Annotated in this window: 8 protein-coding genes; 7 read left to right on the forward strand and 1 reads right to left on the reverse strand. The window is 35.3% G+C overall.

Annotated features, from left to right (window positions below):
* Positions 1-36 precede the first annotated feature (36 nt).
* Positions 37-924 (forward strand): UTP--glucose-1-phosphate uridylyltransferase GalU, encoded by an 888-nt coding sequence (gene galU, locus NSQ29_RS29850; protein ID WP_149645276.1) that lies wholly within the window; start codon positions 37-39, stop codon positions 922-924.
* Between the two features lie 72 nt (positions 925-996).
* On the opposite strand, the gene NSQ29_RS29855 is transcribed toward galU, so the two are convergent.
* On the reverse strand, positions 997-3,750 hold the full coding sequence (locus NSQ29_RS29855; protein ID WP_341126699.1) for an O-antigen ligase family protein: 2,754 nt from the start codon (positions 3,748-3,750) through the stop codon (positions 997-999).
* A 132-nt stretch (positions 3,751-3,882) separates the two neighbouring features.
* Between NSQ29_RS29855 and rfbA the strand changes: the two genes are divergently transcribed.
* Genes rfbA through NSQ29_RS29885 form a run of 6 tightly spaced genes read left to right on the forward strand, consistent with a single transcriptional unit; the run spans position 3,883 to position 13,703 of the window.
* Complete coding sequence (gene rfbA, locus NSQ29_RS29860; protein ID WP_340973108.1) at positions 3,883-4,755, forward strand: glucose-1-phosphate thymidylyltransferase RfbA; 873 nt, start codon at positions 3,883-3,885, stop codon at positions 4,753-4,755.
* A 34-nt stretch (positions 4,756-4,789) separates the two neighbouring features.
* Positions 4,790-6,169: an ABC transporter permease gene (locus NSQ29_RS29865; RefSeq protein WP_340973106.1), complete on the forward strand. Its 1,380-nt coding sequence runs from the start codon at positions 4,790-4,792 to the stop codon at positions 6,167-6,169.
* 14 nt (positions 6,170-6,183) lie between these two features.
* Positions 6,184-7,401, forward strand: coding sequence for an ABC transporter ATP-binding protein (locus NSQ29_RS29870; protein ID WP_340973104.1), 1,218 nt, complete (start codon positions 6,184-6,186; stop codon positions 7,399-7,401).
* A 2-nt stretch (positions 7,402-7,403) separates the two neighbouring features.
* Positions 7,404-8,885, forward strand: coding sequence for a class I SAM-dependent methyltransferase (locus NSQ29_RS29875; protein ID WP_340973102.1), 1,482 nt, complete (start codon positions 7,404-7,406; stop codon positions 8,883-8,885).
* 21 nt (positions 8,886-8,906) lie between these two features.
* Positions 8,907-12,713 (forward strand): glycosyltransferase, encoded by a 3,807-nt coding sequence (locus NSQ29_RS29880; RefSeq protein WP_340973100.1) that lies wholly within the window; start codon positions 8,907-8,909, stop codon positions 12,711-12,713.
* A 51-nt stretch (positions 12,714-12,764) separates the two neighbouring features.
* Complete coding sequence (locus NSQ29_RS29885) at positions 12,765-13,703, forward strand: NAD-dependent epimerase/dehydratase family protein (protein ID WP_340973098.1); 939 nt, start codon at positions 12,765-12,767, stop codon at positions 13,701-13,703.

Raw genomic sequence — 13,703 nt, forward strand, 5'->3', positions numbered from 1 at the left:
AAGATGGAAGAGTAACCGACAGAAGGAGTTAATGTGATGAAGATCCGTAAAGCCATTATCCCCGCTGCAGGTCTTGGTACCCGTTTTTTGCCTGCGACCAAAGCAATGCCTAAAGAAATGCTACCGATAGTAGATAAACCGACGATCCAATATATTGTCGAAGAGGCAGTTGCTTCAGGAATCGAGGATATTATTATCGTGACGGGGAAAGGTAAACGAGCGATTGAAGACCATTTTGATAATTCTTTTGAACTGGAATTTAACTTAGCTGAGAAACAGAAGTGGGAACTTCTTGAATCCGTTCGTAAATCCTCCGAAATGGCTGATATCCATTACATCCGTCAAAAAGAACCAAGAGGTCTTGGACACGCGATTTGGTGTGCTCGTAAATTCATAGGCAATGAACCGTTTGCTGTATTGCTAGGCGATGATATTGTTGAAGCGGATAAACCATGCCTCAAACAGATGATAGATGTTTATGATGAATATAAATCTTCAATTGTAGGCGTTCAACCCGTTCCATGGGAAGAAGTATCGCGTTATGGTGTTGTAGACGCTTCGCCTTTGGCAGAACGTGTCTACAAGGCAAATCGTCTAGTAGAGAAGCCTAAGAGAGAAGAAGCCCCCTCAAATCTAGCGATTTTGGGACGATATATCTTAACTCCACGTATCTTCGATATGCTTGGCGAGCAGCAGGTAGGTGTAGGTGGAGAGATTCAGCTTACGGATGCCATCTCCCGATTAAGTGAAGTGGAGCGGATTATTGCTTATGACTTTGAAGGTAAACGTCATGACGTTGGTGAGAAGATGGGCTTCATTCAGACCACCATTCATTATGCACTTCAGCATGAAGAGCTTAAAGATGATTTACTTCGATATATGAAAGAGCTTATAGATAGCGAAGTTGCTAAGGCAGGGCTTTAAATAGAACTCATATCATTGAAAAAAGCGTGCCGCTGTAATTACAGCGGCACGCTTTTTTGATTTCTTCCTTTTTTAGAATTGTGAATTTGCGATGGCCTCGATTTGTGCTGCTTCCGCGGGATCAGCTGCAATCAGTGAATTGTATATCGCCTGATCTTCGCCACCAGTTTTCGTCAGTGCAGCAAGGTACCAACGAGCAATCTCACGATTGGTTGCATCTGCGAAATCTTGGCTTAAGGCCGGTTTCAAGATGGAGATTGCTTTTTGTATCTGTCCAGACATATACTGCATTTTTGCTATCTTCAGTGTCACATCCGGAGTAAATGTTTTCGAAGGATCATTATCCGCAAGTACCTGATTATAGGCCAAAAGCCCAACGACAAAGCCCGCTTTCATGTTTTCTATTCTATCTGGATTATCTTGTTGTGCATAAGCTGCCTGCCCCAAATCAAATGAACGGCTGATTAGTGAACTGTACCAATTTATATCCCACGGAGTTTCACCGTTCATTATATCCGTGTAATTAGGATCCGAATTAAGCTTCAGAGTTGTCTTGGCTGCATCCTCTTGTCCGGATAAAAGTTGCATTCTACCAACGTTTAAAGCGATAGTTGGCGTTACTGAGAAAGGACGCCCTTGCAGTTGTTCTGGTGGAAGAGTCTTCAGATGTTCTATTCCAGAAAGAACGTGATTGTATGCTTCTTGAGCTTCATTGAAATACTCTTGTTTCTTTGTCTCATCCTTTTGGTTAAGGGCTTGCTGACCTAATGCAAAGGAACGGCTGATGAGAGTATCATACCAGTTGATATCCCAGTTGAACTTGTCAGCATTGTCCAGGTAAACATTATATGCAAGGTCACTTTGCTCCTTTAAATCATAGTAGCTCACCATTTGAGCTAAAAGATATTTGTTGTAAGGCTCATCTTTTAGTGCTCGAGTTAATACATTATGAGCCTCTTCAAGAAATTGCTCATCTTGCGTTTGATTGAATACCGTCATATCCAAAGCAGATAAGGAGATGGCGGATTCAGGATGATTAGGACGGGTTTTTAAAGCTTCAACCAATGGAGCTTTAATTTCTTCGTATGAAGTACTTACTCTAATTAGATTCTTACCCTTAAGAGCAGCATTACTGGAGCCAATATAGCTGATCGAGAGGAATATCAAGAATACCGTTCCTACGGTGAGAATAGCGGAATATCCAATCCGTAGTCCAGCTTTATTCCAACTTTTACGTAGCTGTTTACTATCCATGACAACTGCCATGCCCGCCAGTCCAAGGAAGACGAGTATTCCCATAAAGGCATAACTCATATTGAAATCTAGCAGGCTGTGCACAAGAATGGATAGAGCAATAATTAGGTAAAAGAAACCATTCTCAAAATCATTTTTATCGCGTTTAACATACCCACGAATATACTTATAGAAAATATATAAAATGAAGCCCATAAATACGATAAAGCCAAGAATCCCAACCTCGATCAAAAATTGAAGAAAGAAGTTGTGCACCTGGCGGCTAGTATAAGGGTTGTTCTGATAGTGCTCATATAGTGAGGACCAGCCTCCACCACCAGCACCAAGGATGGGATAATCTTTAACTACCTTCATGGCATCTTTATAAAAAGTAATTCGTTCAAGTACGCTATGTTGTTGGAAATTGATGTTCTCAAGACGAGTCTCCATATTATCAGGCAAGATGCTTTTTGCACTCGTACCGATAAGTAAGAAAGCTAAAATTGCTACTAGAGCGACAGATCCGAGCGGAATCCAAAGGCTTGTCCGTTTACGTGAAGACCAATTACTCAGCTTCTTATGCAGCCATGGAGCGACAAAACGCTGAATGACCCAAGATAGGCCAGCCACAACTAGTGAAGCTCCTAATAGATATGCCCAACCTTTTAAAGCGGAAGAAGAAGTGAAATTTGCGTTTAACTCTATTCCTAGATTAGTTACGGGTGTCGTAATGAGCAAAGATACAATACCGGCAACTCCTAAATGCAGAATCCAAAGGATTTGCTGTGCAGGTTTTAGGAATAGAAGCAGAAGTATGAATACTACAGGTAGCAGGACCAAGCCACCGCGAGACAATGTTAACAAGATCGACACAATGATCGGTACTAACATAAAGCCATGAGTCAAGGTTCCATACCATTTTTTAGAGCGAATAAGCGCGAATATTGCTACAAATAGAAAAGCCATCAAGAATGCAGCGTATGTATTCGCATATTGAAAGATCGAAGTCAAACGAAGTCCATTAGAATCAGTCATAACTGCATCTAAATAGATATCGTTCCGTACAGTGTTTGAGAACCAGCCCACAAGAGCGCCAGCTAATTTGCTGCTGCCTAGCCAATTTAAGAGTCCAAAACCTACAATGAAATATGCGATCACCAATATAGCATTTTGAATGACAACATTTACTTGCTTTTGCTTCAAGAGATAAAAGGCTATAATGAAGACTGCAACATACATGCTCTGAATAAACAGCATATTCATCGCCGTATATTGCGAAACTGCGACAAACAATGATAAAGCGTAGGTCAGAGGCAGTAAGATAGAAGATGAAGCTACTAAGTTCCTCTGTTCATCTAATTTGAATTTTTTGTAGTATAAGCCAAGGCAGACTAGCAGCAAAAGGCCGCTTAGTAGTGCTGATACATAGATTGGCTTCTCGAAGTCTAATTGTTGTCCGTTAAATAATCCCACTTGAAATGGGGCCCAACACAAAAATAAAATAAAAGCAACAACCAAGGCCCATATCGGACTTGCTATCTTTTCAACATTTCTCGACTGAGCGGCGTTTTTACCGTATACTGGTTTCGACACGTTATTATCTCCTTTTCCTGTAATTACATGAGTATTAATAGCATACATGTAGTATTTTACTACAAGACTAGTAAACAGTAACAGTTATTCCTAAAGAATATTAACAATAATTAATGAATGAGGCGATCAATTTTGAAAGGCATAATATTAGCAGGTGGTTCAGGTACTAGATTATATCCATTAACAAGAGCTATATCAAAGCAGATGCTTCCAATTTACGATAAACCTATGATTTATTATCCGCTATCAGTTTTGATGTTAGCTGGTATAAAAGAAGTTTTAATTATATCGACTCCTCGAGACTTACCTTTTTTTGAAAATTTACTAGGAGATGGTTCAGCCTTAGGAATGAAGTTGATGTATAAAGTTCAAAGTGAACCCAATGGATTAGCAGAAGCATTTATTCTAGGTGCAGACTTTATTGATGGTGATGCCGTATCTCTTGTGTTAGGAGATAATATCTTTTATGGTCTTAATTTCTCTAAGATATTGCAAGAGTCCTCTAAACTAGAAGATGGAGCCTTAATATTTGGCTGTTACGTAAACGACCCTAAAGCATACGGGGTGGTCGAGTTTGATCAGGATAAGAGAGTTATTTCAATTGAAGAAAAACCACAAAACCCAAGGTCGAATTTTGCAGTTCCTGGACTCTATTTTTTTGACAAAGATGTTGTGCAGATCGCTCACAATGTCGAACCTTCTGCAAGAGGGGAATTAGAGATAACTTCTGTAATTGAAAAATATCTGGAGCAGGATAAATTAAAGGTTGAACTAATGGGAAGGGGTATGGCGTGGCTAGATACAGGAACGCATGACTCCTTACTACAAGCTTCAAATTTTGTAGAGGCCATTCAGAAAAGACAAGGTCTTTATATATCTTGTGTTGAAGAAATAGCGTTTCGCATGAAATATATTGGGAAAGAACAGTTAATTGCATTGGCGGAGCCTCTTTTGAAAACTGATTATGGAAAATACCTAATTGATGTTGCGGAAGGTAATGTCTGAGATTGTTATATAATTAGCAGAGGGGCACTATATAGTGAGATTTAATAAAAAAAAACTTGCGAAATTCGGAATTGTTGGTCTATTAGCTCTATTTATTTTTTACGCATTTTTCATGGTTTTTATTCAACCATCTAACAAAATGGAATTGGATCTAACTGTAAAGGGTGGAGAAGAAGATTATTTCCAAGTGTATTTTATGCAGAATAATGAGCAGTTAAGTGAGGAACAGTCGGTAGTTGCGAATTATAATAAAGTAGGGGAGTTTGAACGACTCAAGTTCCCTTTAGATGATGATGTGCAAAAATTAAGATTAGATTTAGGTACGAAACCTGGAAATGTATTTATAAGCAATATATCTATTAGTTCACCCTTACACTCTTATGAAATAAACATGAAAGACATTAATTTAAAAAACAGTCATCAAGTAGAAAACTTGAAATATTATCAGGGGGATTTGTCTGTCTCAGTTTTAGGAGAAGATCCTTACATTGAATTTGTTCCTTCAAATGAGATAAAAGGAAAGATAATAGAAGATAATCAAATTATTCAGAAGTTTATTGCTTTTGGTATAGCGTTATTCACAACTATTATTTTTTTGGTGTATGTAAAATTACGTTTTGATATTAAGTATTTGTTTCAAGAGTTGTATCGGAATAAGAAAATGCTCTATTTTTTATCTGTAAATGATTTTAAAACAAAGTATGCAGGTTCATATCTAGGTGTGATTTGGGCATTCGTACAGCCGGTCGTTACTGTTTTAATATATTGGTTTGTTTTTGAAGTTGGATTTAGATCAGGTTCGGTACACAGTGTTCCTTTTATACTATGGCTAGTGGCAGGTATTGTTCCGTGGTTCTTTTTTGCTGAGGCTTGGGGAAGCGCGACAAATTGTCTGATGGAGTACAGTTACTTAGTGAAAAAAATAGTTTTTCAAATTAGGTTACTCCCCTTGGTGAAAATAACATCTTCTTTCTTTGTGCATTTGTTTTTTGTTATCTTGACCTTTATTATCTTTTTGCTATATGGTGTTAATCCTTCAATGTACGCTACTCAGGTAGTGTACTACTCATTGTGTACGATTTGTTTTGTCTTTAGTTTATCGCTCATTTCGAGTTCCCTCATAGTTTTCTTTAAAGATTTAGGACAGATTATTAGCTTGATATTACAGTTTGGAATGTGGTTAACCCCTATTTTGTGGAGTTCCACTATGCTTCCGGCTTCTTATCGTTGGATACTTAAAGTGAATCCTGTATATTATATTGTCGAAGGATATCGTGACGCCCTAATTAATAAGGTTTGGTTTTGGGAGCGATATAACCAATCCATTTATTTTTGGTTACTCACATCAATATTGTTCTTAATTGGTATTACAATTATGAAGAGAATGAAACCACATTTTGCAGATGTGCTTTAGAAAAGGTGAGGGATATGAGCAAAGAGTTGGCTATTAGAGCTGAGAATATAACAAAAGTGTACAAGCTTTATGAGAAGCCTATACATCGTTTGAAGGAGTCATTGAGTATTCGGAAAATGACTTACCATCGCCCTTTCTATGCACTTAACGATGTTAGCATGGAAATTTATAGAGGTGAAGTAGTTGGTATAATTGGGAAAAATGGATCTGGGAAGTCCACGATTCTAAAAATTATTACTGGAGTGTCATCACCTACCTCTGGAGGGGTTTATGTTAATGGGAAAATCTCTGCATTATTAGAACTTGGTGCAGGATTTAACTTGGAGTATACAGGTATTGAAAATATATACCTGAACGGTATGATGATGGGGTTTGGTCGAGAGGAAATGGATGCAAAATTAAATAGTATCTTGGAATTTGCAGATATAGGTGATTTTGTTTATCAACCAGTTAAAGCCTATTCAAGCGGTATGTTCGCAAGGTTAGCTTTCTCAGTAGCTATAAATGTAGATCCAGAAATATTGATAGTTGATGAAGCGTTGGCAGTTGGTGATCTGAAATTCCAAATAAAATGTATGGAAAAGTTTAGTGAGTTTCGAGATAAGGGCAAAACTATTTTATTTGTTTCTCATGATATAAATAGTATAAAGCGTTATTGCAACAGAGCTATTTGGTTGAATTCAGGAAGGATCGAAGCACAGGGTGACACCGACTTAATATGTGATCGTTATACCGATTATCTGAAATATGGCGAAAAATCTTCAAAGTCTAATGAAGATGAGGGGAATAAAGGAAAATTAAAACTGAATGATGATATGATCGGTGTTATTGAAGGGTTTCAGCTTATTGATACTAATGGTAAGGAAATTGATGAAATCGAATATAACTCCAATTTTAATTTGAAGATTGATTTTGAAATGAATACTGATGATTTAGATATAGTTATCGGGGTAGCCATTCATACTATCGATGATATCTACGTCTGCGGTGTTAATACTTTATTAGATAAAGAAAAAATTTCTTACAAAAAAGGTATGAATACAATTTACTTGGAATATGAAGAATTTAATTTATTAGGTGGTAGCTATTATTTTGATGTAGCAATTTTTGAAAACAATGCTCATGTACCTATTGATTATAGAGCAAGAATTAAAGAATTTTTTGTGAGAGCTGCGTATATAGGTGAAGGTATTTGTGTTCTTCCGCATAAATGGAAAATGGATGGTGATTAATAGTGAAATATGATTTCGATTTGGATATCTCGTCTAAAAACTCTTTGTCACTTATTATAAAAAAAATCAGACCAGGATCGACAGTATTAGAATTTGGTCCTGCTGCTGGAAGAATGACAAAGTATTTAAAGGAACAACTGAATTGTAAAGTCTATATTGTTGAGATAGACGAAGTTGCTGCAAAGAAAGCTTCAATTTTTGCTGAAGGTGTAGTAATAGGTAATATCGAAGATTTTAAATGGTTGGAGCAGTATGAAAATGTGAAGTTTGATCACATTATTTTTGCTGATGTATTAGAACATCTCTACAATCCTCAGATTGTTATGAATAAATGCGTAGAACTTCTAGAAATAGGAGGTTCTTTATTGATTTCAGTACCCAATATTGCCCATAATAGTGTCATTATTGATTTGTTGCACAACAAATTTGAATACAGAAAAACGGGTCTACTTGACGATACTCATATACGTTTTTTCACATATACCAGTTTACTAAATATGATATCTACCTGCAATTTAATGGTTAAGTGGGAAGATGCAATTATAAAACGCGTGGGTGAAACAGAATTGGGTAATTTTTTTGATGGATTACCAAATGGTGTTGTCAAATTCCTTAAAAATAGACCCTTATGTGATCTATACCAATTTGTTATGGAACTACAACCCCAGCAAGAAAATTCTGTAACAAGAAGGAATATTGTAACTAAGGGAGATTACTATTATTCACAATTATATATTGATTGCGGTAATGGTATCACAGAAGAACAAAGCTTAACGATAAGAGCAAATGGTTCTTCTCGAGAATATGAATTTGATTTAATAGGATTTGAGAGGATCGAAAGATTGCGATTTGATCCATTGAATGTGAATTGTATCATTACTATAGAGGAAATCGTTTGTATTGATAAAAATAGGGAACAACTAATAATAGACAAATATAGTAATAATGCAGATTTTTCAGATGGGAATACTTTCCTGTTTCTTCATGAAGACCCACAAATTCTTTTTGATTCACCCCAAATGGAATTAAGTAGAATTATCGTTAGACTGAGTTGTATAGATTATGAATTTAGTAAGCCGGATTGGTTATTGGGAAAACTTATCGAACTTACCGGATTAGGCAAGAAAGAAAAAGAGAATATGAAAAGAGATTTTGAATATAAAATACAGACAATAGAGAAAGAAAATACAGATCTTTTATTAGATATTTCAAACTTAAAGGTAAAAAATAGACAATTAGAAGATGCTATGGAAGAAGGCCTGAGAAAGAATAAAGAAAACATAGATGAATTATTGCATAGAATATCGAGTATAGAAGAAAGGTCAGACAAAGAATTAATCTTGAGGGAACAAGAAGAATTGAAGGTTAGACAAATAACTGAAGAATTGAATATGAAAACTGAAGAATTGAATTTGAAAGATAACGAACTCAATAAAATATATTCAACTATTCTAGGAAAACTAATCGCTAGAATGATTAAATAAACGAGATTGGTGTGATAAAAGTTGAATGAAGCTACAAATTTAGTACAGAATATTATCGAACGAAATCATATCAAGAAAAATATTTTAAGGCAAACGACTCTGCTAAATTCGTTTGAAGTTGAAAATGCATCTGTAAATACGCACGGAGTATTAGTTTCGGAAAATAATAACTCCGTATTTATTAACTTCAAGCTTAAAACCAGTAAAAAGTATTATAAATTAGTATATAATATTTCAAATCTAGAGACTACTGGAGAAGTTATATTACATGTGAAAGGCAATAATCAAAGGCATGAAAAGTATCATTTAGGAACATTTCATGGGACTCCTATTGTTTATTTCTTAAAGTGCGATTTCGATGCAGAAATTATTACGTTGGAAATAGCAGAGACATCGTCTTTTACTCTCGGTCAGTTGGAACTAATTCAAATATCCAATCCTGAGTACAAGGCGAAAAAATTGAAGCAATATACCGCTAAGTTACGAAGGGTTGTTAGTAAACAACCACATTTGAGAGCGAAATTCTTCAAAGAATTGAAGGAAAACGGGATAAAGCAAGCTATTCAAAAAACGAAGAGTAAACTTTATCAGAACGTGGATAGCTACAATAATATTCAAGTGAGCGGCCAGGATTTTAAAAGCGAAATCTCGTTAAAACAAAGTAATACTGTTTTATTTGTTTCTCATGATGCGCAAAATGCGGGGGCATCTATCCTATCTCTTAACATTGTAAAAACGTTAAAGAAGGTTTTTAATAAGGATGTTATCGTTCTGTTACTAAAAGGCGGTCCACTTGTTAGTGAGTTTTCCAAGTATGCTACCATAATAAATTTCAATCAGAATTCCCTTTCCTACTTGGAGAATGAAGAAGAAGTTAGCAAAATAATTACTGAGATTAAAGAAAAGGGAATAAACATTTGTATCTCTAACTCTGTTGTTTCAAATATACTTACTAAATTAATGTTTGAACATGGTATAAAGGTTATTTCACTTGTTCATGAATTACCCACATCTATAAAGACGTATGATTTTATAGAAGCCGCAAAATATGCTGTTCAATATTCTGACAAGGTCGTTTTTCCAAATAATTTTGTTAGAGATTCTTTCGCAGATTGTTTTCCAGTAGATGAGAAAAAGGTACATATAAGACCTCAAGGTATATATAACAAACGTAGAGGTACTTTGGATAAACTGACTGCAAAAAAGAAACTTTGTGAAAATTTGAAGATTGCATCAGATTCGACTATTCTGTTAGGCGGGGGATACGGTGATCTTCGTAAAGGATTTGATATTTTCTTCTCTATAGCGAAAGAAATGATTGTGGGGGGGAATGGAGAGAAACTACATTTTGTATGGGTTGGGCAAGTTGAACCAATACTCGAAAAGTGGATGAAACATGATGCGGAAATCTTAAAGGTAGACTCATATATCCACCAAATTGATTTTCAAACTAATCTTTCCCCGATCTTACAGGGAGCTGACTTATTCTTACTTCCTTCACGGGAAGATCCGTTTCCTTCTATTGTACTAGAGGCAATTGATAATGGTACGCCTACAGTTACTTTTGAGGGGAACGGCGGCATGGGGGAATTTATTAAAAGGTTAGGAGTTAGACCAGCCCCATACTTGAATACTAAAGATTTTGCGTCAGAGGTTTACAGGATTTTAAGCGATGAGCAGTTATATGAAAGTATAAAGCAGCTTGGGCTGGAATTAATCGAAAAAGAATTGAATTTTTCGGATTATGTAGACCAATTGTTACATATGACACAAGGTGAGAAGACATTTAGCAACGAGGTTTCCGTAATTATCCCCAATTATAACTATGAAGATTATATTGAAGATAGATTGAACTCTATTATTTATCAAACAGTGAAACCGAAAGAAATTATTTTTCTGGACGATATGTCTACCGATAATAGTGTACAAGTGGCAGAGAAGATACTTAAGAGATCTAATATTCCATATAAAATCATAAAAAATGAAGTGAATGTGGGTTGTTTTGGTCAATGGATCAGAGGAATTAAAGAGGCTACTGGAGACCTGATATGGATTGCTGAAGCTGATGATTTATGTGAAAGTAATATGTTGGAGAAGTTAATCCCATCATTTGATGATGACGAGGTGAACTTGGCATATTGCCAATCTGAAATTATAGATGGAAACTCTAATAAAGTTGGCTATGTTTATTCTGAGTATACAAAGGATCTGTCAATAACTAAATGGGATTCTTCTTATTGCATTGAAGGTAGAGAAGAAGTAGTCGAGGGATTGGCTATTAAGAATACCATACCTAACGCTAGCGCTGTATTATTCAGATCATCTGCACTTGAGGGACTGGAAGAAATGCTACGTGATTATAAAATTGGAGGAGACTGGTTAGCATATTTATATGCGCTAAAAATAGGGAAGATCTCTTATGTTTCCGATATATTGAATTATCATAGAAGACACTCTAGTAGCATTGTAAGTAGAAATGAGCAGAAACTTGAATTATTTGAAGAAATGTTAGCTATTAAATTATTTATTTTAGAGAACTTTGAGATCCCGGGATTTATAGTAGATAGATTTCTTCAACATATTTCAAATGAATATGCAAGGTTAGGATGTAAAGGCTATGAAAGTAAAAATATATTGAAAAACGATGTGTTAGCTGACAAGTTCTTGAACTTAGAAAATGAAGCTAGAAAGAAAGTTAATTCTATTAATTATTTACGCATCAAAAAAAGAATACTATTTGTTGCTCCTGATTTTGAGGTGGGTGGAGGACAAATGTTGGTCGTTAGATTAGCCAATTTTTTCGCCTCTTTTCAAGAGGTATATGTGTATAATGCTAGGCCCTGGTTAGAAGATTCTATGATGTCAGGAATGATTTCTGGAAATGTAAATGTTCTAAATAGTAATGGCAACCCGGATGAACTAAGATCCTATATTGATGACCTGAAAATTGAGGTTATAAATAGCCATATTTGGTGGTCCGACAAAATTACCTATCAGGCAATTCAAGGAAATCAAAATATTAATTGGGTGTTGGCTATGCACGGATGCTATGAGGCATTAATAGAAAATCCTGATTGGGATAATGACTTTTTAGCCATGGTTAAACCTGTCCTTGATCGAGCAACTAGTATTATTTATGCAACTAACAAAAACAAAAAAGTGTTTGAATCAGTTACTGTGAATAATATAAATAAGCTACACAACGTTTACTATGGATACCAACTACAAAATATCGGTTTGAAAGATAAGACGGAACTTGGTATTGGTAAAGATGATTTCGTTTTTGGTCTAGTTTCTCGTGCAATAAAAGAAAAGGGTTGGGAAGAGAGCATTAAAGCTATCATCAACTTAAACAAAGAACTTGAAAAAAAGGCTCATTTAATTTTAGTAGGACATGGCCAATATGCAGATGATATGAGAGAGAAATATAAAGATTATAAATACATTCATTTTATCATGGACTTGAAGAAACCATCTGAATGGATCGGATGGGTAAAAGTATTTGATGTGGCAATCCTTCCGAGTTACTTTATATCTGAAAGTCTTCCGAATTCTATTATCGAATATCTAGCTTATGATAAACCTGTAATTTCTACTAATATTGGCGAAATTCCAAAGATGTTATACTCTGAAAACCAGAATAAATATGCTGGTATTATTCTTGAACTTAACAAGGAAAGAGAAGTTGAAGTTCAAGAACTTACAGATGCAATGCGAGTGATGGTTACTGATTTAGAGCAATATTCTGAGTATGGAAAAAATACGAAGTTATTATTCGAACAATTTAAAATGAGCAATTTTGCGTCTGCGTACTTTAGATTGTTCTGATTTTTTCCTTTTTATATAGAAAGGGAAACCAACGAAAGGGTTGTTTAACTTATGAATGTTTTTATATTGGGCGGTGCTGGATTTATTGGAGCGCATCTAACAAAAAAAATGTGTGAAAGTAATTATAATGTTACTGTGTACGATCGACACATCACCGATAAAAGTTTACCTGATGTTGAATTCAATGCAATAGAAGGGGATTTTTTGACGGAAGAACGCTTTGATAATTTATTGGAGAACCAAGATGTTGTTATACATCTGATAAGTACGGTATCTCCTTACTCTTCCATGCTAAATATATCAGACTCCTATAAGAATGATGTTATAAAAACCTTAGCGTTGCTTGAAGCAGTGAAGAGGAAGGGGATAAAAAAAGTGATTTTCTTGTCCTCGGGGGGAACTGTTTATGGAGATTTTAATGAAGTGGATCTTCTAAATGAAGATAGTAATTCTCACCCTTTGAATCATTATGGAATAATGAAACTTACAATTGAAAAAATCCTATTAATGTATAATCAACTTTATGATATGAATAATATTATTTTGCGTGTAGCTAATCCGTATGGTCCTGGACAAGATCCAGAGAAGAAGATTGGCGCTATTTCAGTGTTTTTAGATACCATCTTAACTGGTAATACTATTACCGTCTGGGGCGATGGATCAACGGTAAGAGATTACATTGAAATATCAGATGTGATTGAAGCAATTATGTCTACTGTGGAATATATTCATACAGAACATAGTGTTAAACCGATTTTTAACGTGGGGACAGGAATTGGTACAAGCATTTTAGAGATAATCAAACAGATTGAGATGATAACTAACGTAAAAGCACATGTGGATTACAAAAGCATGAGAGATATTGATGTAAAGCGGAATGTACTTGATCCAAGGAGAGCTAAAGAATATCTGAGATTCGAGTCCAAAATTAATGTTGATCAGGGAATAAGAAAACTGTTGTCTGAACGCGACAAGTTTTTAAGGGAATAA

Source organism: Paenibacillus sp. FSL F4-0236, from assembly GCF_038000135.1.
In the GTDB taxonomy this organism is placed as follows: domain Bacteria; phylum Bacillota; class Bacilli; order Paenibacillales; family Paenibacillaceae; genus Paenibacillus_AQ.

Coding starts and splice junctions, on each gene's coding strand:
- NSQ29_RS29870 (WP_340973104.1), top strand. CDS start 6,184: ATGAGCAAAGAGTTGGCTATTAGAGCTGAGAATATAACAAAAGTGTAC.
- NSQ29_RS29885 (WP_340973098.1), top strand. CDS start 12,765: ATGAATGTTTTTATATTGGGCGGTGCTGGATTTATTGGAGCGCATCTA.
- galU (WP_149645276.1), top strand. CDS start 37: ATGAAGATCCGTAAAGCCATTATCCCCGCTGCAGGTCTTGGTACCCGT.